This window comes from Myroides sp. C1519, assembly GCF_038039755.1.
Taxonomy (GTDB): Bacteria; Bacteroidota; Bacteroidia; order Flavobacteriales; family Flavobacteriaceae; genus Flavobacterium; species Flavobacterium phaeum_A.
The window spans coordinates 1-25,348 of the sequence record NZ_JBBPHM010000023.1; the positions used below are offsets into that span (position 1 = coordinate 1).

Annotated in this window: 20 protein-coding genes; 10 read left to right on the top strand and 10 right to left on the bottom strand. The window is 33.5% G+C overall.

Annotated features, from left to right (window positions below; all coding sequences use genetic code 11):
- Positions 1-218 precede the first annotated feature (218 nt).
- From AABL81_RS11745 to AABL81_RS11760, 4 genes are all read right to left on the bottom strand, one after another.
- The gene (locus AABL81_RS11745; protein ID WP_090407252.1) at positions 219-914 is read right to left on the bottom strand and encodes an RluA family pseudouridine synthase; all 696 of its coding nucleotides are present in this window, start codon (positions 912-914) and stop codon (positions 219-221) included.
- Positions 915-993: 79 nt separating this feature from the next.
- Positions 994-1,812 (bottom strand): 3-methyl-2-oxobutanoate hydroxymethyltransferase, encoded by an 819-nt coding sequence (gene panB / locus AABL81_RS11750; RefSeq protein ID WP_341341106.1) that lies wholly within the window; start codon positions 1,810-1,812, stop codon positions 994-996.
- Positions 1,813-1,868: 56 nt separating this feature from the next.
- The gene (locus AABL81_RS11755; RefSeq protein ID WP_341341107.1) at positions 1,869-3,044 is read right to left on the bottom strand and encodes an SH3 domain-containing protein; all 1,176 of its coding nucleotides are present in this window, start codon (positions 3,042-3,044) and stop codon (positions 1,869-1,871) included.
- A 4-nt stretch (positions 3,045-3,048) separates the two neighbouring features.
- On the bottom strand, positions 3,049-4,473 hold the full coding sequence (locus tag AABL81_RS11760) for an L-serine ammonia-lyase (RefSeq protein ID WP_341341108.1): 1,425 nt from the start codon (positions 4,471-4,473) through the stop codon (positions 3,049-3,051).
- Positions 4,474-4,869: 396 nt separating this feature from the next.
- On the opposite strand from AABL81_RS11760, the gene AABL81_RS11765 reads away from it, so the two are divergent.
- On the top strand, positions 4,870-6,318 hold the full coding sequence (locus AABL81_RS11765) for an ATP-binding protein (RefSeq protein ID WP_341341109.1): 1,449 nt from the start codon (positions 4,870-4,872) through the stop codon (positions 6,316-6,318).
- A gap of 82 nt (positions 6,319-6,400) precedes the next feature.
- On the opposite strand, the gene AABL81_RS11770 is transcribed toward AABL81_RS11765, so the two are convergent.
- Positions 6,401-7,030 carry a DUF6266 family protein gene (locus tag AABL81_RS11770; RefSeq protein WP_341341110.1) on the bottom strand — a complete coding sequence of 210 codons (630 nt, stop codon included), beginning with the start codon at positions 7,028-7,030 and terminating at the stop codon, positions 6,401-6,403.
- A 1,123-nt stretch (positions 7,031-8,153) separates the two neighbouring features.
- On the opposite strand from AABL81_RS11770, the gene AABL81_RS11775 reads away from it, so the two are divergent.
- From AABL81_RS11775 to AABL81_RS11810, 8 genes are all read left to right on the top strand, one after another.
- Positions 8,154-9,692 (top strand): type I restriction-modification system subunit M, encoded by a 1,539-nt coding sequence (locus AABL81_RS11775; RefSeq protein WP_341341111.1) that lies wholly within the window; start codon positions 8,154-8,156, stop codon positions 9,690-9,692.
- Positions 9,693-9,694: 2 nt separating this feature from the next.
- Positions 9,695-10,555: a DNA damage-inducible protein D gene (dinD, locus tag AABL81_RS11780; protein ID WP_341341112.1), complete on the top strand. Its 861-nt coding sequence runs from the start codon at positions 9,695-9,697 to the stop codon at positions 10,553-10,555.
- Complete coding sequence (locus AABL81_RS11785; protein WP_341341113.1) at positions 10,536-11,705, top strand: restriction endonuclease subunit S; 1,170 nt, start codon at positions 10,536-10,538, stop codon at positions 11,703-11,705. Before dinD ends, AABL81_RS11785 begins: the two co-directional genes overlap by 20 nt.
- A 13-nt stretch (positions 11,706-11,718) precedes the next feature.
- Positions 11,719-12,243, top strand: a complete 525-nt coding sequence (locus AABL81_RS11790; protein WP_341341114.1) for a hypothetical protein — start codon at positions 11,719-11,721, stop codon at positions 12,241-12,243.
- Position 12,244: 1 nt separating this feature from the next.
- Positions 12,245-13,066 carry a hypothetical protein gene (locus tag AABL81_RS11795; protein ID WP_341341115.1) on the top strand — a complete coding sequence of 274 codons (822 nt, stop codon included), beginning with the start codon at positions 12,245-12,247 and terminating at the stop codon, positions 13,064-13,066.
- Between the two features lie 15 nt (positions 13,067-13,081).
- Positions 13,082-16,291: a type I restriction endonuclease subunit R gene (locus AABL81_RS11800; RefSeq protein ID WP_341341116.1), complete on the top strand. Its 3,210-nt coding sequence runs from the start codon at positions 13,082-13,084 to the stop codon at positions 16,289-16,291.
- A 172-nt stretch (positions 16,292-16,463) separates the two neighbouring features.
- Entirely contained in the window at positions 16,464-17,372 is a 909-nt protein-coding gene (locus tag AABL81_RS11805) for an endonuclease NucS domain-containing protein (protein WP_341341117.1), read from the top strand.
- A gap of 33 nt (positions 17,373-17,405) precedes the next feature.
- Positions 17,406-20,117: a KAP family P-loop NTPase fold protein gene (locus AABL81_RS11810; RefSeq protein ID WP_341341118.1), complete on the top strand. Its 2,712-nt coding sequence runs from the start codon at positions 17,406-17,408 to the stop codon at positions 20,115-20,117.
- A gap of 610 nt (positions 20,118-20,727) precedes the next feature.
- On the opposite strand, the gene AABL81_RS11815 is transcribed toward AABL81_RS11810, so the two are convergent.
- Together AABL81_RS11815 and AABL81_RS11820 are read right to left on the bottom strand one after the other, a co-directional pair.
- A complete protein-coding gene (locus tag AABL81_RS11815) occupies positions 20,728-21,822 on the bottom strand; it encodes a hypothetical protein (RefSeq protein ID WP_341341119.1) in 1,095 nt (364 codons plus the stop codon).
- 99 nt (positions 21,823-21,921) lie between these two features.
- Positions 21,922-22,965 carry an SMI1/KNR4 family protein gene (locus AABL81_RS11820; protein ID WP_341341120.1) on the bottom strand — a complete coding sequence of 348 codons (1,044 nt, stop codon included), beginning with the start codon at positions 22,963-22,965 and terminating at the stop codon, positions 21,922-21,924.
- Positions 22,966-23,061: 96 nt separating this feature from the next.
- Here AABL81_RS11820 and AABL81_RS11825 point away from each other — a divergent pair, with 96 nt between their 5' ends.
- Positions 23,062-23,295, top strand: coding sequence for a hypothetical protein (locus AABL81_RS11825; RefSeq protein WP_341341121.1), 234 nt, complete (start codon positions 23,062-23,064; stop codon positions 23,293-23,295).
- A 102-nt stretch (positions 23,296-23,397) separates the two neighbouring features.
- Here AABL81_RS11825 and AABL81_RS11830 read toward each other — a convergent pair whose 3' ends face one another.
- From AABL81_RS11830 to AABL81_RS11840, 3 genes are all read right to left on the bottom strand, one after another.
- Positions 23,398-23,886 carry a DUF7832 domain-containing protein gene (locus AABL81_RS11830; RefSeq protein WP_341341122.1) on the bottom strand — a complete coding sequence of 163 codons (489 nt, stop codon included), beginning with the start codon at positions 23,884-23,886 and terminating at the stop codon, positions 23,398-23,400.
- A 20-nt stretch (positions 23,887-23,906) separates the two neighbouring features.
- Positions 23,907-24,587, bottom strand: coding sequence for an Abi family protein (locus AABL81_RS11835; RefSeq protein WP_341341123.1), 681 nt, complete (start codon positions 24,585-24,587; stop codon positions 23,907-23,909).
- 293 nt (positions 24,588-24,880) lie between these two features.
- Positions 24,881-25,162 carry a hypothetical protein gene (locus AABL81_RS11840; RefSeq protein WP_158210458.1) on the bottom strand — a complete coding sequence of 94 codons (282 nt, stop codon included), beginning with the start codon at positions 25,160-25,162 and terminating at the stop codon, positions 24,881-24,883.
- Positions 25,163-25,348 lie beyond the last annotated feature (186 nt).

Consider the following 25,348-nt stretch of genomic DNA (forward strand, 5'->3'; position numbering starts at 1 on the left):
AAACAACAAGGGGCGAACACATAGGTTCGCCCGTACGAGCGCGATGCGTGATATGGAAACCGAAATACGTGAAACGTAAAACGTGATGCGTCGAACCGGAAACTGAAAACCGGAAACTGAAAACCGAAATACGTGAAACGTGATGCGTTGAACCGGTAACTGGTAACCATATAAAATATAAAAGGTGCATATCGCAATTGATATGCACCTTTTATATTTTAGTTTGATACCTCATTCCAGATAACATCTTCTGGAGTAGGGGCAGTTATCGTCAAGGATTCTTTTGTTACAGGATGCACAAAAGTAAGCTTGCGTGCGTGTAAGTGAATACCTCCATCAGGATTACTGCGGTCAGCGCCATACTTTAAGTCGCCTTTAATCGGGCACCCCACAGCGGCAAGTTGACAGCGAATCTGGTGGTGTCGTCCCGTGTGTAAATCAATCTCCAAAGCAGAGTATGTTTTCAACTGATGGAACATACGGTAAGACAACTTTGCTTTCTTACTATTTGGAACTTCCTTTTTATGCGCCTTAGACGTATTGTTTTTAGGGTTTCTAACCAAGAAATGCTCTAAAGTATCTTCCACTTTAGGAGGGGCATTCTTAATTACCGCCCAATACGTTTTTTGTGTTTCTCTATTTTTAAACGACTCATTCAAGCGAGTAAGCGCTTTTGAAGTCTTAGCAAAAACCACCAATCCCGATGTAGGTCTGTCTAAGCGGTGAACCACCCCTAAAAACACCTCACCCGGTTTGTTGTATTTTTTCTTTAAATAAAGCTTGACGATATCACTTAGCGGCATATCGCCCGTTTGGTCACCTTGAACAATATCCCCCACGCGTTTATTAACCACAATAATATGGTTATCCTCGTGAAGCACTTGTAAGTTATCAGGTGTAGAAACAATTTTCATAGAATAGATTTTAAAACAAAAATATCCTTTAATAGTGTTTAAAGGATATTTTTGAACTTATATAAAAGAGTATATAAGCTTAATATTGTTCATTTTCGTTGGGGAAATCAACAGCTTTAACGTCTTGTACGTATTGCTCAACAGCCTCTTTCATTTGGTCGAAAATGTTTAAATAACGACGTAAGAATTTAGGGTTGAACTCGTGTGTTAAACCAATCATATCGTGGATAACCAATACTTGTCCGTCAACACCATTACCAGCACCAATTCCGATTACAGGAATAGAAATGCTTTCAGCTACTTTTTTCGCTAAAGCAGCAGGAATTTTCTCTAAAACAACAGCAAAACATCCAATTTCTTCCAACATTTTAGCGTCTTGAATTAATTGAGCTGCTTCTTCTTCTTCCTTAGCTCTTACCGTGTAAGTTCCGAATTTGTAAATAGATTGAGGCGTTAAACCTAAGTGTCCCATTACAGGAATACCAGCATCTAAGATACGTTTAATACCATCTTTAATTTCAATTCCACCTTCCATTTTAACTGCGTGTGCACCACTTTCTTTCATGATACGAATTGCAGAACGCAAAGCTTCTTTAGGATCCGATTGATAAGAACCAAATGGCAAGTCAACAACTATTAAAGCTCTCTCCGCACCACGTACAACAGATTGTGCGTGATAAATCATTTGGTCTAATGTAATAGGCAATGTTGTCTCATGTCCTGCCATTACATTACTTGCAGAGTCACCCACAAGCATTACATCTACTCCTCCAGCTTCCAATACTTTAGCCATTGAGTAATCATAACACGTAAGCATTGAAATTTTTTCACCATTAGCTTTCATATCGATAAGCGACTTAGTAGTCACTTTCTTATAATCTTTTTTTGCTACTGACATAATTGTTCTTTTTGTTAGAAATGTAAAATTAGATAAAAAGAGGGGAATTAAAAGGATTAACAGTAATAAATCAATTCCACTCTTGATAATAATCCATTTTGGAAGATGAAAAGGTAAGCCTGTCCATCTAAATAAATGGTGTATGATTTGTCTAAAGGCGAGATATTACCTATCAATCCCTTAGCTATTTTTAAAAAATCTTTCTCCGTTGTTTCGCCATTTAGCAAATGCTTGCCAATTTTAAAACCGTTGAAATTAAGCATATCCATTTTTCGAGCTTTCACGGTACTTGACAAATCGTTCGTGATAAACTCAGCCGAGTTATATAAAGCATTACCTTCATAATCACCTAAAGCACAATCTTCCAAATCCGAGTACGTCTCTAAAGGATACCCAATGTATTGTTTAACCAGCTCTCCATCAAAACCAGCCAATGGTTCAACGATGCCGTTGATTGTAAAACCAAATTGTTGTTTTTTCTGTAGCTTTTCTACTTTACTTGAATCCCCGTCAAGCGGAGTTGCCTCTAAAACTTGTTTTTTAAGTTGATTAATCTCTGCTAACTCCATCAAATTGTTGTTTTTAGCATACTCAACAAAAACGTCTAACGCCTGAATTGTGTAATAATGTGCACTATTCCAACCCAATTCCAACACGCGTTCAGCGTATTTCTTTTGGTCCTGAGTGTCCGTAGCATACTTATACGCTTGAATTAACTCGTCTAAATCAGGGCGTTGTCCTAAAAATTTTGCTTGAATATACCCCTTTCTATCCATATAATCAATAGGAACCCACGCTTCTTTATCATCAGGGAAAAAGGGTAGTGGCACAATAGTACCATTTAGCACTGTTCCCAACACAGAAGACGTACTTGAAGGATACTCGCGAACTTTTAGTCCCGCCACAGTTGTAAACAAGTGAGGAGCCGCATAAAACTCGTCCTCATCAATAATAGGAGCAGGAGAAGCAATTGTTTCCACCGCTTTATACTTCGTGCTGAGGTTTTTAATGTCGTTTATGTACATAGGCGATTGGTAATCAACCAGCACTTTATACAATTTATTAGACACTTTTTCAAACGAAGTCAGCTGTGTTCCTTGTGTGTAGACACCCATTTTTTGCGTTGCTTGGCTATCCTTATAAGCAACCGTAGGCGCGTTGACATACAGTATGTCTTGCGCCCACGTTTGTATTGTAATACAACAAAGTATTGTCGTTATTAGTCTCTTCATATAGTTAACAATCAGACAAACTAACAGCAACTGCCAGTCCACCTTCAGAAGTTTCTTTATACTTGTTGTTCATATCTTTAGCTGTTTCCCACATCGTGTTAACCACTTTATCCAAAGGCACTTTCGCATTCTTAGGATCAGTGTCTAACGCTAATTCAGCCGCATTAATAGCCTTAATAGCTCCCATTGTATTTCTTTCAATACAAGGTACCTGTACTAAACCACCGATCGGATCACACGTTAATCCCAAGTGGTGTTCCATTGCAATTTCAGCTGCCATCATCACTTGTTCAGGCGTACCACCCATCATTTCACACAATGCACCAGCCGCCATAGCACTTGACACGCCAATTTCAGCCTGACAACCACCCATTGCAGCAGAGATAGTTGCTCCTTTTTTGAAGATACTACCAATTTCACCTGCCACTAAAAGGAACTGCTTAATTTCTTTCTCACTTGCCTTGTGGTTTTCAATTACCAAATAGTACATCAAAACAGCCGGAATTACTCCCGCACTACCATTTGTAGGAGCAGTAACAACGCGACCTAAAGCAGCGTTAACCTCGTTTACAGCTAAAGCAAAACAGCTTACCCATTTCAAGATTTGGCGGAAGTACACCTTCGTCTTGCGGATTGTTTGTAGCCATTCTTGTGGATTAGTATAAGGTAAGTCGCCTTTTAATTTAGAGTGAGTATCATACGCCCTTCTACGCACATTTAGTCCACCAGGCAATATACCTTCAGTGTGACAACCAATGTACATACACTCCAGCATTGTATTCCACACACGCATAAGTTCGTGGTGAATTTCATCATCCGTACGAAGAGATTTTTCATTTTCGTACACGATTTCAGAAACCGACATTCCTTGCTCTTTACAATAAGCTAACAGTTCAGTTGCCTTATCAATAGGGAAAGGGAAAGACGCTTTAATCTCGTCATTTTCTTTATTCTGAGCCGTTTCCTCTTTCACAACAAATCCACCCCCAATAGAGTAGAAAGTAGATTCATAGATTTCGTGTTCACCATATTGAGCAGTAAACGTCATTCCATTTGCGTGAAAAGGCAAGAAGTTTCTATTGAAAACAATTTGAGTTTTAGGATCAAAGGTAATTGGTGTTTTACCCCCTAAAACCAAGGTTTTCGTATCATTTATCTTAGCTATAATTGAGCTTATATCCTCCACAGGCACATACTCAGGGTCAGCCCCACTTAAACCCAGCATCACAGCTAAGTCCGTTGCGTGTCCCACTCCCGTTAGAGAAAGCGAGCCATATAAGTCTATTTTTACATTAGAAACTTGATTAAATATTTGGCGATCGTGCAGTTCATTTAAAAATTGTTCTGCTGCTCTCCACGGACCTAAAGTATGAGAACTTGAAGGTCCTACGCCAATTTTGAGCATATCAAATACAGAAATACATTCCATAAAGTTGTTTCAGTTTTAGTAATACGAAGATAGCTAAATTCTGTTCTGTTGCAAGTTTTAACAAGTGATTTAACGTGGCCCTATCATCGATTATAACTGCGTGACATATTGTTTTTTTATTGTTGTATGAGTTGTAATTATGAGGTTTATAATGATGTATTGTTTATTAAAAGCAATGATTTCCATTTACGACTGATGTAGGGCTAAATATTTTTAGCCCAGAGAGCATACGACACAAAGTGTTAGTATAAATGGTAATTGCGAATTGTATTACCGACCTATTCTCAATAATAAGCTTTAATTTTTTATTTTAGACATCTATTATAGTATATTTTGTAAAAATAAGCATTTTTAGAATTGTCTATTTTTACTATATTTGTATAAATAAGAAAAATTATGAATAATTCAAGGCTTATTCCTACAGAGAAAATAGTTGAACGTTTACAATATGAAAACCCTTGGTGGGTAAGCGAAGAGATTCCATCCTTGTATAAGGAGATGTCTAAGAGATTATATTTTGACTTATTTTATCCTTTTGTAACAGAAACAGATGTGCGTCGTGCAGTTGTTTTAATGGGACCAAGACGAGTAGGTAAAACTGTAATGATGTTTCATGCTATTGATAGCTTAATCGAAGAACATATAAATCCACAACGTATTTTTTTTATAGGGATTGATAATCCTATTTATGTAAATCTTAGTTTACAAGAAATTTTGGACTTATGTAAAGAATCTGTAAAAACAGATAGTTTAGACAATTGTTTTGTCTTTTTTGACGAGATTCAATATTTAAAAGATTGGGAACGACATTTAAAAGTATTAGTAGATTCTTATCCTAAGACAAAATTCATTGTTTCTGGTTCAGCAGCAGCAGCTTTAAAATGGCATAGTACAGAGAGTGGAGCGGGGAGATTTACTGATTTTATGTTACCTCCACTTACTTTTCAGGAGTTTATTCATTTAAAAAATAAAAATCATCTTATTTACAAAGGCACTATTCAATATGGAGAAAAAGAGATTTCGTATTGTCTTCCATTAAACATTGATGAGCTAAATAATGAATTTTTACAATATCTAAATTTTGGCGGTTATCCAGAAGTGGTTTTATCTGAAAAAATTCAAAAAGATATGGGACGTTATGTGAAAAATGATATTGTAGATAAAGTATTACTACGTGATTTACCAAGTTTATATGGTATAAAAGATGTACAAGAACTTAATCGTTTTTTTACATATATAGCTTACAATACAGGTAATGAGTTTTCATATGAAACGATGTCTAAAGAAAGCGGTATTCAGAAAGAAACGCTTAAAAAATATTTAGAATATTTAGAAGCTGCTTTTTTAATAAAAGTGTTAAACAAAGTTGATATCAATGCAAAAAGGTTGAAGCGAGTTACAAGTTTTAAAGTATATTTAACTAATTCATCGCTTAGAACAGCATTGTTTTCTCCAGTTAAGGCGATAGATAGCGAAATGGGAAATATGGTAGAAACTGCTATATTATCACAATGGATGCATCGTGAAAATTTAGATTTAACATATGCTCGTTGGAAAAATGGACGTTTTGAAGGAGAAGTAGATTTAGTTTTATTAGATGATAAAAAGTTCAAACCTCTTTGGGGGGTAGAAATAAAATGGAGTAATCGTTTTTTTGATATGCCTCAGGACTTAATGAGTTTAGTACAGTTTTGTAAATCAAATCAATTTGAGAATGCATTAGTAACAAGTATAGACAAGCAAGGTACAAAGAAAGCCAGTGATATAAATTTTACATTTGTTCCTGCTTCTGTTTATGCATATAATATTGGTGAGATAACGTTAAAAATGAAAAATGTAATGTGATTAATATATAAGTAAAACAAAACCCCCTCAGCATCACACTGAAGGGGTTTTGATTAGTAAGTTTAAGTAATAGTTTAAAGGCTTAGTATAAACCTAAAAATGAGCTAATACTACAATCAGTTTCTTTTGCATTTACGACAACAAACCACAATACAATTTCATTACCTACCCAGGTTTCAGGTAATGGAATTTGGATACTTTGTTCTGATCTCATTACTGTTTCTTCAGGTAAGAAAAACATTTTTTGATTGGTTGAGTATAAAATAGGAACAATCTTGTCATCGCCTTTTGCTATTTTAGAAGTCATATTTGTATTCCACGAAATATTTATTTCATTGTTTTCTTTTACGATATCCGTAACAGTAACCTGTGGCAAGTTTCCTTTAGTGATAACCACTTTAGAATAGTCAATCTCAAAGTCTTCACCGCTTTCAACTACTGTTTCCAGTAATTGGTGCGACATAGCTAAATTCGTACGTGATTTAGAACCTTGGTACTGTCCAAAATACTTAGCCGTAATTTTGTTTAGCGGCGCTAAGAAGTGCGCGATTAACTTAAACTTTGCACGTTGTTTAATTTGAAGTTCAGACCCCACTCTTTTTTTCTTTTTAGGTTTAGCACGAATAATGTCTTTACCTCTCCAGTTAGCACCTACTACAGTTCCTACTTTTCCGCTGAATCCACCTAAGATTCCAATTGATAATTCTGCCATAATTTTAGTTTTAAAAGGTTATAAATGAATTGTATCGATTTGGTGTAGCTACATTTCCTTCATCTTTACATTGCAAAACTACGGTCATAAAAAAACTTTTTTTTCAAAAGTGGTTATTTTGACATCATTTGCTATCATTTGCTATCAAATGAACATATAATTGACCAAAAGTGGGACGGAGTAAAAGGACTTTTCTTTTTTGATGTAGGGGTGAATTATGGTGTTTTCGGTTAACATTTATCGGTTTTCTAAAAAATCCGATGCAGGGGCCTAAATATTTTTAGTCCGCTATGTTGTTTATTTATAAACAAGTCTGCTTAATACATATCCATACAGAGACATTGCGTATTTTGGTTTCCCGTTCCCGGTTTTCTAAAAAATCCGATGTAGGGGCTAAATATTTTTAGCCCGTTATGTTGTTTATTTATAAACAAATCTGCGTAATACATATTCATACAGAGACATTGCCTATTTTCGGTTTTCAGATCCCGGTTTTCTAAAAAAACCCGATGTAGGGGCTAAATATTTTTAGCCCGTTATGTTGTTTAATTATAAACAAACCTGCGTAATACATATTCATACAGAGACATTGCGTATTTCGGTTTTCAGATCCCGATTTTCTAAAAAAATCCGATGTAGGGCCTAAATATTTTTAGTCCGCTATGTTGTTTATTTATAAACAAACCTGCATAATACATATTCATACAGAGACATTGCGTATTTTGGTTTCCCGTTCCCGGTTTTCTAAAAAAATCCGATGTAGGGGCTAAATATTTTTAGCCCGCATAGTATATGACATAATGTGTTTCTACAGCAATAATCACGTTTCACGCTGACGTTTGGTAGACGTGATACTTCGCGTCTCCACATTGCATCTGATACTGCCATTTCCATAATTATATTTGAATTTCCACCACCCCAGGTGTAGAGGTGAATTATTATGTATCCCGGCAATGCTCTACATATCGGTAGAGATGAAATATTGATCACTACCAAATAGTAAGGAAGTACTATTGTTTTATTTTTTTATATTTCACTCAATGAAATTGTTACTTCCCCTTATTTTAGTAGCTTTTTATATAAAGAATAGATATTTTTACAAGAATTACAATTAAATCACAGAATGGCAAAAAAGAAAAAAGAAGAAGTTCAAGAAACTATCGAGAAAACCTTGTGGAAAGCAGCAGACAAACTGCGTAAAAACATCAATGCAGCAGAGTATAAAGATGTTGTATTAGGTTTAATTTTCTTAAAATATATATCAATTGCATTTGAAAAGATGCACGCAGACCTAACAGCAGAAATTGACCAAGGAGCAGATCCAGAAGATAGAGAAGAATATACAGCAGAAAACGTATTTTTTGTACCACCATCTGCACGTTGGTCTTTTTTACAAAGCAGTGCAAAACAACCTACAATTGGAAAGATTGTAGATGATGGGATGGATGCTATTGAAGCAGAAAATGCGCAGTTAAAAGGAATTCTTCCAAAAGTTTACGCAAAACAAAACCTTGATCCTACAAGTTTAGGGGAGTTAATTGACTTAATAGGAAATATAGACTTTGGAGAAACGGCAGAACGTTCTGCGGATGTTTTAGGTCACGTATTTGAGTATTTCTTAGGACAATTTGCATTAGCAGAAGGACAAAAAGGAGGGCAATTCTATACCCCTCGTTCTGTTGTAGAGCTATTAGTTGAGATGTTAGAACCTTACAAAGGACGTGTATTTGATCCGTGTTGTGGTTCTGGTGGGATGTTTGTACAATCTGAAAAGTTTGTATTAGAACGTCAAGGAAATATAAATGACATTTCAATTTACGGACAAGAATCTAACCAAACCACTTGGCGATTAGCTAAGATGAACTTATCTATTCGTGGGATTGATTCTTCTCAGGTAAAATGGAACTCTGAAGGTTCGTTTTTAAATGATGCTCATAAAGATGTAAAAGCTGATTATATCATAGCTAATCCTCCGTTTAACGTAAGTGATTGGGGTGGAGAGCTATTGCGTAAAGACGCACGTTGGCAGTATGGTGTACCACCTATTGGAAACGCCAATTTTGGGTGGTTGCAACATTTTATTTACCACTTAGCACCAAAAGGACAAGCTGGGGTAGTATTAGCTAAAGGGGCTTTGACCTCTAAAACATCAGGCGAAGGAGAAATACGCAAGCAGTTAATTGAAGAAGGATTGATAGATTGTATTGTTAACTTACCGGCTAAGCTCTTTTTAAATACACAAATTCCAGCGGCACTTTGGTTTATGAGACGTAAGAAAGTTGAGAATCCAGCATACCGCGATACAACTAATGAAATCTTGTTTATTGATGCACGTAATTTAGGACATCTAATCAATCGCCGTAATCGTGAATTGAGTAAAGAGGACATTGACTTAATTTCAAATACATATCACAATTGGCGTAATGTAGAAGGAACCTATGAAGACGTAGCAGGATTCTGTGCCTCAGTACCAGTGAGTAAAGTAGCCGAATTAGATTATGTGTTAACACCTGGACGTTATGTAGGATTACCTGATGAAGAAGATGACTTCAATTTTGAAGATCGCTTCACTTCTTTAAAGGCAACCTTAGAAGAACAATTAGAAAAAGAAGCAGAACTAAATCAGATCATTAAAGATAATTTATTAAAAATAAACCTTTAAGTATGGGAGGTGATATGCAAAATATAAACGATAGCTTGTTTGAGCAAATTAAACATATTGATGAGTATGGCAATGAATATTGGAGTGCACGCGATTTAGCAAAAACATTTGAGTATTCAGAGTATCGCCATTTTCTGCCTGTAATTGCTAGAGCTAAAACAGCTTGTGAGAATAGTGGGCAAAATATTGTGGATCATTTCGAGGATATCCTCGATATGATAGCGATTGGTAAAACAGCTCATCGTGAGGTGGATAGTGTAAAAATGTCTCGTTATGCCTGCTATCTTGTGGTTCAAAATGCCGATCCCTCTAAAGAGATTGTGGCACAAGGACAAACGTATTTTGCAGTTCAAACGCGTATACAAGAGATACGCGAGATGGATGAGTATACTAATTTATCAACTGAAGACGAGCGACGCTTGTTTTTGAGAAATGAATTAGCAAAACACAATACCCAACTTGCCGCTGCGGCAAAGGATGCTGGAGTAATTAAGCCTTTAGATTATGCTATTTTTCAAAACCATGGATATAAAGGATTATACGGTGGTTTAGACGCTAAGGGAATCCACCAAAAAAAGGGATTGAAAAAAAGTCAACAGATATTAGACCATATGGGCAGTACGGAGTTGGCAGCTAACTTATTCCGCGCTACACAAGCTGAGGGAAAATTGCGTAGAGATAACATCCAAGGCAAAGCAAACGCAAATAAGGCACACTTTGAAGTAGGGGCAAAAGTGCGTAAAACAATTGAAGAATTGGGAGGTACAATGCCAGAAGAACTACCTACAGTAGATAGTGTAAAGAAAATAGAGAAACAACAAGCTAAGAAATTAAATAAGAAGAATGACAGTGATGGGGAATAAGGAGTGGAAGGATTGTAGACTTAGTGATATTATATCTTTAGTTGGAGGAGGTACTCCAAAAACTAGTGTTTCTGAGTTTTGGAATGGAAATATACCATGGTTATCAGTTGTAGACTTTAATACAGGAAGAAAATATGTGTCGGAAACAGAAAAACATATAACAGATATAGGGTTACAAAATAGTAGTACAAAATTATTAGAAAAAGGGGATATAATAATTTCAGCGCGAGGAACTGTTGGAGCATTAGCAATATTGAATGAAACAATGGCTTTTAATCAATCGTGTTATGGGATTAAAGCTTTAGAAAAATATAGTTTTAATGATTTTATTTTTTATTTGCTAAAATTCACTATTGCAAATTTAAAGCAGTTTGCACACGGAGGTGTTTTTGATACTATAACGAGAGATACTTTTAGGGAAATAGAGATAAAACTACCACCTCTTGAAGAACAAAAAGCTATTGCTGATGTACTAAGTAGTTTAGATGATAAAATAGATTTATTGCATGAACAAAACCAAACCTTAGAAAATTTAGCTGAAACCTTATTCTGTCAGTGGTTTATTGAAGAAGCTAAAGAGGAATGGGAGGAATGTTCATTAAGTAGAATAGCAACTTTTTTAAATGGTTTAGCTTGCCAAAAATATCCTCCAAAGGATGGTGTAAATAAATTACCTGTTCTTAAAATAAAGGAATTGACTACAGGTATAACGGATAATTCCGACTGGGCTACAAATGAGGTTAAATCAAGTTATATTATAAAAGAAGGAGATGTTATTTTTGCTTGGTCTGCTTCGTTAATGGTGAAAATTTGGAATGGAGAGGAGTGTGTATTAAATCAACATCTATTTAAAGTGTCTTCAGATAGGTTTCCAAAGTGGTTTTATTATTTCTGGTGCAAGCAACATTTAAGAGAGTTTATTTCAATTGCTCAGAGTCATGCAACGACGATGGGACATATTAAAAGAAGTGATTTAGATGAAGCTATGGTTTTGATACCAAGTGAAAAGGAGATTGTTAAAATGACTGAAAAAATAGAACCTCTTTTAAATAAGATGCAAATAAATAATATTCAAATAAAAACCCTAACCAAACTTCGTGATACTTTATTACCCAAGTTAATGAGTGGGGAGGTAAGAGTGAAAATGTAAAATTAATATAATAATGGACTTTTTATATAGACTTTTTTTAGCATTTAATTCAACTTATTTAATTGTAGTTATTTACTTAATTAAAGAGAGATATTATTTAAAGTTTTTAGAGTCATTTGACTGTATATATCTGTCATGGGGATTATTTATATTATTTCCAATAGTATTAACAGCTATAAGCTTTATAGTTGCAAAGATGTTGCCAAAAGACAATATTAAGAGTTCATCAATTAGTGAAATAGAGTTAGCTAATAATAATTTTTTACCAACATATTTGGGTTATTTTTTTGTGTCACTAAGTGTTAATGATATTCCAACCTTGTTTGTTGTGTTTTCAATAATTTATGTTTTCACTTTTTTATCACAAACATTATATTTTAACCCAATATTTTTATTGTTTGGGTATCATTTTTACTTTATAAAAACGGCTCAAAACACTAAAATATTTTTAATAACCAAAAAACAATTGAAAAATCCAGGTTCTATTGGATTTGAAAATTTAAGAAGAATTAATAATTACACTTTTTTAGATTTATAATATGGCAGAGATCTACATTTATGGTAAAGTCAAAAGGAATACTGATTTATTCAGAGTTTTAGCTACCAAGAATAATATATATAGTTTAGAGCAAGTACCAGAAGAAGCAATAGAATACGATCCTAATACTTTAATAGAGCAAGAACAATTTTATAAGCTGAGTAATTTTTCAGGCTCTCAATATGCGTCTAATTTTATTAGAGAAGAAGTTGAATCAGTTAATTTTGATCAAATAACAAAGGAGAATTTGAAGAAATTATCTTATATCTGTACAGTACAAGAGAATTTTTTCTTTTTTCAAGCTATTAGTGCAAGCTTTTACATTAGTAAGAAGTGGTTTTCAATTAATGAATTAACAATAGAAAAGGAAAAGCCTATTATTACCATTAATGACAATGCAGATGTTATTTATGATAATCTAACAGATATATTATATTTTAAAAAGCTTTCTACAGCCAATAGGATTTTTAGAGGGTTAGATCAGTTGTATCGTGAAGCTACTGCTGAAGAGTCTCAAGAGTTTTTAAATAGTGATTTTTTAGATGTAGTAAGAAGTTTTACGGTAGAAAGAATCTCAATCCCTAATAGAAAGAAAATAGCTTTGATTAAAGATATCTTGAATAGATATGATGAGGTAGAGAAACAAGCTATATACGATTATACACAAGAATATGGTCAAGTTTCTTATGAAGATGGTAAGTTTAAGATTGAATCGGATACTGATTTGAAACATGTATTGTGGGGAATTGAGCAGCGTTATTATACAACTCCGATTGGAGGAGAAAAACGTGTTGCAAATTCTGTGATCGCTATTGAAGCTTAATAACCATTAACCATTATGACCGAAAACGATATAGAATTACTTGCAATTGAACTATTACAAAAGCAAGCATATACATATATAAACGGAGCGGACATAGCACCAGATAGTGCTACGCCAGCACGTACTACTTTTGAAGAGGTTGTTTTAAAAGAACACTTAGAAAAGGCGGTACGCCGTATAAATTCATCAATTCCAATTGATGCACAAAATGAGGCTATCAAAGAAGTTATGCGTATTGCATCTCCTGATTTGTTGGCTAATAATGAAAGTTTTCACCGATTACTGTCAGAGGGTATCTCTATTACTAAAAGAGTAGCAGGACAAGAACGTGGGGATTTAGTAAATCTAATAGATTTTGAGAACCCTTTACACAATGAGTTTTTGGTGATTAACCAATTTACGATTGTAGAAAACGGAGTCAATAAAAGGCCAGATATCATCATTTTTGTCAATGGGCTGCCTTTGGTAGTTATTGAATTAAAGAATGCTACAAATGAGCAAACGACCATCAATGCGGCTTTTCGTCAGATAGAAACCTATAAAGCAATGATTCCTTCGCTGTTCACTTTTAATGCTTTTTCTATTATCTCAGATGGGTTAGAAGCAAAAGCAGGGACAGTATCTGCTGGAATATCTCGTTTTATGACGTGGAAAACTTCTGATGGAAAACAAGAAGCTTCTCACTTGGTTAGCCAATTAGAAACTTTAATCACAGGAATGTTACAGCCAGCAACATTGTTGGACTTAATGCGTCACTTTATTGTTTTTGAGAAGTTTAAAAAAGAAGATGAAAACGGAATTGTATCAGTGCGAACGGTTAAGAAATTAGCAGGTTATCACCAATATTACGCTGTAAATCGTGCCGTAGAATCTACTTTACGAGCTTCTGGATTTATTTCAAAACAGAAGTTGTCTCACTTGCTTAATGAAACGCCTGAATCTTATGGTTTACCAGGAGTAAAGCAACAAGAACAAGGAGACAGACGAGGGGGAGTTGTATGGCATACACAAGGATCGGGTAAGTCGTTGTCTATGGTATTTTATACAGGTAAAATAGTCTTAGCATTAGACAATCCTACTATTTTAGTTATTACAGATAGAAATGATTTAGACGACCAATTGTTTGACACCTTCGCTGCGTCTAAGCAGTTGTTGCGTCAAGACCCTGTACAAGCTACTGATCGCAAACGATTAAAAGAGTTGTTGAAAGTAAATTCTGGAGGAGTAATATTTACTACCATTCAGAAGTTTCAACCAGAGGAAGGGAATGTTTTTGAAACACTGTCAGAGCGAGAAAATATTATTGTAATAGCAGATGAAGCCCACCGTACCCAATATGGTTTTAAACCTAAAACAATTGATGATAAAGATGATCAGGGTAATGTAATTGGTAAGCGTATTGTCTATGGTTTTGCCAAATATATGCGTGATGCCTTACCTAATGCTACATACTTAGGGTTTACTGGTACTCCTATTGAAAGTTTAGACGTAAACACACCTGCTGTTTTTGGTAACTATGTGGATGTTTATGATATCGCCCAAGCGGTAGAAGATGGAGCTACGGTTCGCATTTTTTACGAAAGTCGATTGGTTAAAATAAAATTGACAGAAGAAGGAAAAGAGCTTGTAGAGGAAGTAGAAGATGATTTAGAAAATGAAGATGAGACTACTACGCAAAAAGCCAAGAGTAAGTGGACACAATTAGAAGCAATAATTGGAGGGGAAGATCGAATAAAGAACATAGCTACAGATATTGTATCCCACTTTACCCAACGTCAAGAAGTTTTTGAAGGAAAGGGGATGATTGTATCTATGAGCCGTAGAATTGCAGCGGATTTGTATAATGCAATTGTAGCTCTTAAACCAGAATGGCATTCCGATGATTTAAAGAAAGGAAAGATAAAGGTAATAATGACTTCTGCATCTTCAGATGGGCCTACTTTAGCAAAATTTCATACCACTAAAGAACAACGACGTATGTTGGCAGAACGTATGAAAGACCCTAATGACGAGCTTGAGTTAGTTATTGTACGTGATATGTGGTTAACTGGATTTGATGCGCCAAGTATGCATACGTTGTATATAGACAAACCGATGAAGGGGCATAACTTAATGCAGGCTATTGCTCGTGTAAATCGTGTGTTTAAAGACAAACCCGGAGGACTGATAGTTGATTATTTAGGGATTGCTTCTGATTTAAAAAAGGCATTAGCTTTCTATTCTGATGCAGGAGGTAAAGGAGATCCAGCTATTGCACAAGAGCAGGCTGTTTCTTTAATGCTTGAAAAGATTGAGATCATTTCAAATATGTATTATGGTTTTGCGTACGAGGATTATTTTGATGCTACTACTTCTGATAAGTTAAGTCTTATTTTAGCAGCAGAAGATCATATACTTGGGTTAGATAATGGCAAGAAAAGATATATAGATGAGGTAACTGCACTATCACAAGCATTTGCTATTGCTATTCCACATGAGCAAGCTATGGATGTTAAAGAAGAAGTTTCTTTCTTTCAAGCAGTAAAAGCTCGTTTAGCTAAATTTGATTCCTCAAGTACTGGCCGTACAAATGAGGATTTAGAGACTACAATTCGCCAAGTAATAGACCAAGCTTTGGTTTCTGATCAGGTGATTGATGTGTTTGATGCAGCGGGAATTAAGAAACCAGATATTTCAATTTTATCAGAAGAATTCTTGATGGAGTTGAAAGATATGCAGCACAAGAATATAGCCTTAGAGGTGTTGAAAAAGTTGTTGAATGACGAGATACGTACACGTAGTAAAACAAACTTAGTGCAAAGTAAGACTTTGATGGAAATGTTAGAACAATCAATCAACCGTTATCACAATAAAATCTTAACTGCTGCTGAGGTTATAGACGAGTTAATTAATTTGAGTAAAGATATTGTTGAAATGGACAGTGAACCTAAAAAACTTGGGTTAACTGAATATGAATATGCCTTTTATACAGCTGTAGCGAATAATGATAGCGCGAAAGAATTAATACAACAAGATAAGTTAAGAGAATTAGCTGTTGCATTAACGGCAACCATAAAAATGAATGCTTCTATTGATTGGAATATCAAAGATAGTGTACGTGCTAAGTTAAAAGTTGCTGTTAAACGTCTTTTGAGAAAATATGGATATCCACCTGATATGCAATTATTAGCGACAGAAACAGTACTTAAACAAGCAGAAATGTTAGCGAAGGAGTTAATGCATTAAAATTGTTTATTAACTGGTATATATTAATAAAAAAGACAGACTATTTAGTCTGTTTTTTTGTTTACTAAAGAAAGAGCACCACTTGCACATTTAATTATCATCAAGATTTTACTTATTGTATATTTGGACATCTTGTGAAAAAAAATCAAATCAGAAATAAAAACAGTACCCTATGCAATTATATACTCAACAAAAAAGTAAGTTGTCAAGCTTAAAAGAAAAGCCATTTAAGCTTGAGAAAGAAATACAGCAATTATTTGAAACCAACTTAGAGAATATAACAGGGTGGAAGTTTATTAAATCAGAGTTTTCTATCAAGGCAAATCGCATAGATACTTTAGCTTATGATGAAGAGAACAATTCATTTGTTATTATTGAGTATAAAAGAGAGCGCAGTTATTCTGTAGTTGATCAGGGAGTATCTTATCTAAATCTGATGTTAGAGAATCGCGCAGATTTTATAGTAGAATACAACGAAAGTCAAAGCGGTAATCTAAAGCGCAATGATGTAGATTGGTCTCAATCTAAAGTTGTTTTTGTATCACCATCATTTACTTCATTTCAAAAGCAAGCTTCTAATTTCAAGGACTTGCCTATTGAATTATGGGAGATAAAGCAATATACCAATGATATCATTGTAGTTAATCCTATTAAGAAGTCAAAGTCAGCACCAGCTATTAAAGAGGTGCAGAGCGATCAAGATTCGCAAATAGCTAAGCTAACAGAGGAGGTTGTAACCTATACAGAAGAAAGATTGTTGGAGTCAAAAAGTGATGAGGTAAAGGAGTTATATGAAACGTATAAGAACGCAATACTTAATTTGTCATCAGATATTGAGGTAGAACCTAAGAAGTGGTATATAGCTTTTAAAATAGGAAAAAGAAATATAGCTGATATTGAACTACAGAAATCTAAGTTTAAGATGTGGGTTAATTTGCGAAAAGGACAATTGGATGATTCAAAACTATTAGCGCGTGACGTTGCAGGTTTAGGACATGCAGGAAATGGAGATTATGAGTTAGTGATATCAGACACAGAGAATTTAGAATATATCATGAGCTTGGTTAAGCAAGCTTTGTAGAGTATTGATTATATTTAAAAAGGTATGTAATATATGAACACGAAAAAAGACAAGAATGAAAAAGGTATTTCTATATTGGCTTATAAAGATAAAAAAACGATTTATAGTTTATTAATTGTAACTATAGTGTTACTGTCTTTTGAGGACTCTATATTAAGACTATATGATAAGCATATTATGACATATTTATTAGATGTTGAAGATAATATGTTACCATTTTGGCTTGTATTAATTGGATTATTATCTTTTTTTATTTGGAAATTCGAAGGTTGGGTTAAAAATAAATTATTTACACCTTATCGTTACTTGATCGCAATGGGGTATGTAATTTTATTATATGCTTACTATAGTTGGTATAAAGTAATTTATATAGCATACCCAAGTTATTGTGGTTTTGGTTTAAGTGATTTATTGATATTAGCATTAGCAGTAGTGTTTTTATTAATGCTTTATTTGAATTTTAAAGCATTAAATATTACTACTGAGAAAGAGTCTATAAATCATAGACTCTATAGCGACGGGCCAATCGAATATTTTGAAGATGATTTGTTTGGACTTGAAAATAAAATTTTGGATGTTATACAAGGTATTAATAATATTGATGAGAATATCAAAGGCGCGTTAAGAATAGGGATAGTAGGTAAATGGGGACAGGGAAAAAGTAGTTTTTTAAATCTTTTAGAAGAAAAGATTTCTAAAGATGGTGATAAAGTAATTGTAAATTTTAATCCGAGACACTCCAAGGATATAGATAATATACAGTATGATTTTTTTCAAACCCTATATTCTAAAATAGAAAAATATAACGGAGAATTTTCAGTCCTCTTTAAGGATTATTTAAAAGCTATCAATGTAATTGATAAAACTGGGATAATCGAAATATTTACAGTAAAAAATGTTTTTAAAAGTAAAGAAGATGAAAAAATAACTTTAAATAGAGAAATTAAAAAAATTGGCAAAAAAATAGTTGTTATAATTGATGATTTAGACAGATTGCAAGCAGATGAAATTATAGAAATATTTAAACTTATAGATTATACGGCTTCTTTTTCTAATATAATATTTATTACTGCCTATGATAAAGAATATATAAATGGAGTTTTGGAAAGTAAATATCATCAAACAGATAGTTACTTTTCTGATAAGTTTTTTAATCAAGAAATTTTTCTTTCTCCTATAAGTAAAGATACAGTTTTTAATTTTTTAAGTACTGAATTAAAGAAATCTTTGAATTCTACTACTGATGTAGTTGAAAAAGTAGATGCTTTATTACAAAAACATAGAAAAATTATTAATAGTGTGTTTTACTCCTTAAGAGATGCAAAACGTTTTCTAAATATGTTCACGCAGCGCTATAAATTTTTGTCAAAGTATGATGTTTTTGAGAATTTGTTTTTATTGTATATTTTAAAATCTAAATGGTATGATTTCTATTTATTTGTTTATAAAAAATGCTTAGATATACATTTAGAATTATTAAGTAATATTTTTGACAAAGATAAAGTAGAGCAGGAGGACTATAGGAAATTTATGCTGGAAGAATATTTGAAGCAAAAAGCGAATAATATTACTATAGTACATGATAGAGAGATTTTAAAAGCTATCTTAGAAGGACTTAACTTTATAGATGAAAGTTTTTTAAGACAGCCTGCTTTGTTTGAATTTTATTTTCAAGAAGAAGTAAACGGAAATAGTTTTAAGTATACATATTTATATATGGATCACTTTTTTAATAAGAAATTAGATGATATTATAGAGGAGATAAATTGGTATTTTGACACTAAAAGAATACAAGAGCTATGTTCGTTTGTTGCTCACCAGGATTTGTATAAGATTACGGATAAAGAACAATTAAACAATTACTTAGATTTATTGTTGTATACAAATGCACGATCAGAAAACGAGTGGGGTTTGTATTTTAGGTTATTAAAGTTTTTTGATAAAAAGGATGGTGACATAAATAGGGTTATAGAAGAAATAACTAATGTAGATTTAAATTCAATTCTATTGAGTAAATTAAAAGCATCTTCTCCTTATTATCCTAGAGTTTTTATACGAAATTTAGTTTCTAAGTTATTTCCTTCTGGTGATAATGGTGAAGTCTCTATTAGTCCGATTGTAACAAATGATGAAGTACTAAAATTAACTAAAGAATATTTAAATAAATACATAGAGGATCATCCTAAATTTAGTAAAGAACACTTAAATATACTTTATACATGTATTTCAAGTATAGAGCAAAATGAAAATAGGACTATAACATTAGATAACGAGGCTTGTCAAATAATTTTGAATTTAATTAAACAATCTCCTGAAGAATATTTCAAGATTGCACTTACTTATCAAGTCAATGAAATTTATTTAGAGCCTTTTTATAAACAAATATTTGGGAGTAATGCTATGTTTGAACAATTTATAAATAGTTCAATTTATGATAAATATGAGATTATTGAGTTAATTAGAAATTACTGGACATTATATAAAGCAAATAATTACCAAAGTATTACACTTCAGGGTAATGCAAAATTATCTCTTGATAGAAATCTTAAAGATGAAGTCTTGATTTTAAATCAGATAAATTTATATATCGATGAAGTAAGGGCTATTGATGTAAAAACAATTGCAAATGAAGAAAGATTGGCTGAGATAGAAGAATATATGTATAGAAATAATTTATACATAGCAAGAAGATATAAATTAGATACTTTAATTATAAAGAAGAAAAAAGAATTAGGTATTTACTAAACCCAAAACCCCCACAGCATACACTGTGAGGGTTTTCTTTTTCCAACAACACTCTCCTCATTAAAACTTCCCTAAAAAAGCACTGGCACTACAACCTGTTTCCGGTTTATCATATTTCACAGGTCGTGCTTGAGTACTGTGTCATACTCTCTAACCAAATAAGAATAAAAGTAGGTATAGGTTGTTCTTGTATCTATATAAAACTATTTATGATAGATTTGTTGTCTTTCAATTTCCAGTTATAAAAGAGATATTTTATTACAGATATATTTTACTTTATATTGTTATATAGGCGAATAATGATTTGCCTTTATGATGTTTGAATAATGATTTACTTTGTTGTTTTAATCGGGAACGAGTTTGGCATTGGTTAGGAATCCTTCGCAAAACACCCTTGTTTTGCGAAGGATTCTTGCACTATTGCAAAGCCGTTCCAAAGAAAGAAGTGAATGAGATATGTATGTTGTTGTAATTCAGTGTTTAGGGTGTTTGTATGTAGGCAGGCTTTTATTAGGTAGATAAAAAAAACGATAGGAACATTATCGTTTTTTTTGTATTATGTTGAAGCACATTGTATTATATGTATTGTGTTTCAAGGTGTCATAAATCTTTATCCCACAACGCGATTTAAAACAAGGATCGTTTTGTTTTTAGTTGGGTGATCCGTCATTGGGTAAAATACAACAGCATAGCTGTTCTGTTTCGTTTTGTTTATACTTGAAATAGCCAGGTTTTCACTGTCCATAGGTAAGACTTCATTTGTCAGTAAATTCTTATACCCCTTTTGTCCTTTGCTGTAAAAAAACTCTAAGAGTTGATCGTTTTGTATTGTGAACCAACCGTTGCCAAACTCTCCGTTGAATTGGGTAATAGACGTGTTTTCTGATAGGCTTAGAGGTTGCCACGTATTGTAAAAAGGATCTTTTATATCGATGAGATCAATGCTTCTACAATTGCCTTGTATGTCTATTTTTTCAATGCTTACTTTTCCTTTTTTTTGTGTTATTAAATGAGAGTCTTCTGTAAACGATAGGTTGAGTATTTGGTGGAAGTTGTCTTGGGTTAACTGTAATTTACGCTGTTTTAGCTCTTTTCCTTTTTCGTCAATTTGCCTGTGTAACCAAGTGTTTCCGCTATCCGTAAGCAGGTGAATTTCATTGTTGTTAATGAATATTTTGTTGTTCCTTGGAAGTGGAATCTTGACATTGTGTTTCTTTTTTATCAGGTTGTTTTTAAATTCAATCGACAGCATCTTGTCTGGTTTTGTGTCTGACCAAAAATCAACATCATAGAAGATAGAAAACTGATTAGATACACCTATGAAATCACCTTCAAAAGGTCGGTTGCCCTTTGGTAATTCGGTATTTTCTCTATTGAAAATAGGAATGCTAATTTCTAATTCTTTAGTAGGATGGTAGGGAACAATCGACACGTAATTCTCCTGATTAGGGCTTAAAAATAAGGTAGGTAATATGCCGTCTTCTTCTATAAAACTCTCCATATTTCCGTTTGCGTCAATGAGGGTATAGACTAAATTATAGGTGTCATTTTCTTTATAAATATAATTTGCCATCAACGTTTTGTCATCTATTGAAATACTATTTTTGGTTGATACTTCAACTTCAGCTAAAAGAGTTGTAAGTAAACCAAAATCGGTTGTTTGATTCGTTATTTTGAATGGGCTTGTACTGTCTATATTTTTCATAACTGTTTTTTGTTTTGCACCTCCTAATAATTAGAATAGGCGATTTTTGTTAGCGCTCATACTGTAAAATTCGTGCTTATTGCTTATCTATTATAGCAGTTATTTCCCCGCTATTTCCTTTAAAAAGCTAAGAAAACTATCCGCATATAATTCAAATTTCCATTGCCCAGTTCCGTGCATACTTGTGTAAATAGGAGCGTCGTGGTCTGTGATTTGATTGATATCAATGCAATACGGATCAGCACCAGCGTCTGCAATGACGATATAGTTCGTAGGCCAATCGGCAATTGGTTGATTGGTTACAGGGTTAAAAGCGTATCCGTCTTGCCTGCTTAGAAGTTCGCCAGCGCCATATAGATGTAGGCCTTGAAAGTACTTTTTGTTGTCTATATACACATTTAAAGGCGAGAAGTTTTTAAGAAACAACAGGTAATTTTGGGGTAGTTGCCACTTGTTCTCAATCGTTGAAATATCCGTTTCATTAGCAATAACCAGCCAATTGGTAGGGTTTGACAAATCTTGGTGTTTGGCTCTTAGCTTTTCAAGTTTATTGTTGAGCTTAGCCGTTGTTTTGTCAAGTTCCGTTGTTGGGTATAGCAATGAAAGATGGGTTTTAGGTTCGGCATAACCATCTCCGTCAGGACAACCGTTGTTTTGCCAAGTTTCTATTTCTGCTATTCTTAGGTTGTCTAATTTCCAATATCCAGGGTCTTTAGGCAACTCTCGGTCGAATGCTTGTTTGCTGTAAACCGCGATACTTTTGATAGCCTTAGCGCGGACAGATAGTTCAATCTGTTCGTTTTTTATCAGTTCGATTAGTGCAGGATACGCCTGTTTTCCTTTAGTTTTAAGCAATCCGTCAATTCCCCAATAGGTCAATGCAGGTTGGGTGATACACCATTCAAAAAAGGGGATGCAGTTGGTTTCATTATCACCTACAAGTTTGATAATATCAGTCAGTAAGAAATTTCGCCAATGCACTATTTGTCCGCTTTGCGCATAAGTTATCAATAGGTTTAAGACGTATTCTCTCTCTGCTGTGGCGTATTTTTTCAATAGCTTTTGGATGAGTTTAGCGAATTTGTTTCCGTCTGTTTCGTCTATTATTTGCTGCTGTAATTTATGTAAATTCTTGTCTATCATTGGTGTGTTGGGGTTATGGGTAATTGCCTCTTTATAAGCGTTGTGATTTTAGCTTTGTACACAAAGGATAAAAACATTCCGATTAATGAGAATACGATGTCCCAAATATCAAAAACTTTAGAGCCAGAAACAAGCGGAAAGAATTCTTCTGATATTAGAATTACGGTTATGATGACCATTAAAATGGAGATTGTTCTATTTGATTTGGTCAGTTCTGAGATGCTTTTTGCCTTGTATAAGTCCACACATAGCGCCAATGGAATTGCCGTTGCTGCTGTGAAATTGGGAAATGAGCCTATTATAATTTTGATTATAGCGCTATCAAAATGAAGGGTTCTCAAATACGATTTTGTGAATACGTATAGTCCAAAAAGAAGTAAACAGCAGAGTATGGTTAGTTTTTTTGAGTTGTTTTTTGTCATCAAATCGGGGTTATTTCTTTTTCATTTGTAGAAATTCCTCATAGCGATTGTTGATTATTTCTTTAAACCTGGCATAGGTGTTTTCATCGTTCTCAATATAGAAATAAGCATCGTCATTTCCCTTTTTAACTAATTTGCTTTGTGCTTGTGCCCAGTTGTCTACATCGGCACAATAGTAGCCGTAGTTCTTTGCAAACTTTGTCTTTGTGCTTGTGTAGTAGGCATTGGCAAACAGGCGACCTTTTGTATTGAGGTCTTCCGAGGTTAAAACACCATCTAAGTAATCCATCAAAAAGGCTCTGCAATCAGCTATTCCATTTTTAATTTGCGTGATATCATCAGGGGTATCGTTAGCAATTTCTTTTCCGATGAAGTTGTTTTCGATGCACCAACGTAGAAAAAAGGCTATGTGTGTAGCTCCGTTTTCAACGGGTAAGCTTGTAGGAAATGTAGCTGAACCGTAATGCCATTTTGCTTTATCGTAAACTTTATGTTCCATTTATCTTTTTTTAGAGTTGTTTATAGATTGTCAATTTCATTACACAAAGATGATACGTGGTCTAAACCATATAAAAGAGCGCTTTCATTAATATTCATCCATTGAAATAATTGAATTATAAGGTTATAATGCTGTAATGCATTTGTAGTGTCAATTTTTTGACTCCCAGGTTGAAAACAAATTGGCTCATGGTGAGCAATTCTATTGCGAAAGTCATTGATTAATTTTAGTTGATTAAATATATAGGATTGATTGTATTGTATAGTCGGTGTACTTTTGGGTTTTGATAGGAAAATTTTTAGTAAGGTTTGACCTCCTGCATAATATTGTGGTTGTGCAAAAAGATATCTCCAAAAACCAAAATCAAGTGTTGCTAATAGTTTTGAGTGAGTATATATAGTTAGTTTTTTTAATGATTTATTAATTATTTTGTTAGTATTTGCGCATTTCTTAGAGGTGAAAATACCATTTGCAGTTACGCTATGTTTTAGCCAATCACTTCCATGTTGTGTAGTATATTGGTCATTTATTTTATTGCGTATTGCGACTTCAAAACAACTTATTATTGTAAACATTTCTTGAGAAAGTCGTAAGTTTTTACGATATAAAGTCATTGCTTTTCTGGAGTTATTACCAGTTGCAATAAGATATCGATGCATTCTTGCTTTTGACATAATATCTTCAAATTCAATATATTTCATTTTAAATTAGGTGGTTATAAAATTAGTCATTAAATTTGTAATACATTATTCCCGATAGCCCCTGATTTATCAAGCTATCGGGTTTTCGTTTTTTATATACTTTCAATCTGTTGTGATTGGACAAGAATATATTGTTTTTGATTCTTAGTTAAATAACTTATTAAATGTTTAATCTTGACTAAATTAAGAAAAAATAATATTTGATATCGAAGTATTTTTTTATAAATATTGAAAATGTAATAAAAAAAGGAGAAACAAGTCGTTTCTCCTTTCGGTGATATTAGTAAATCATATTATCGTTTTGCGGCTTTGATACCTGCTTTAAAACCTCTATTGTACCCGTCTTGGTAACTTTTTTTACCCATTTCAGGTACTGGAGTATGTGGTGTAGCGGGACAAATAGCGTGTTTTCCTTTTACGTCTTTCCAGCCCTCACAATAGCCTTTTTTCCATCCTTCAGCATATTCTTTTCGCGTATTGTTTTGTACTGCTATCGGTGTTTTAGTTTCCGCTTTTAAGGGATTAAAAACTGAAAAAGTAGTGGCGATAATTGCAAATAAAATAAGCTTTTTCATAGAGAATTAGTTTTGGGTTATAATGTAAAGGTATGCACTCTTTTTGAGTTTTGAGCTTTGACGGCAAACGAAAGAGGGTTTGCTTTTTGTCTGTTTTATCAAACGCGATTAATTTATAGTGCTCTTTCTAAAGCTTCTTCAAGTATTCTGAAGTTGTAGTATTCATTTTATGTAAGGGATTTAGCT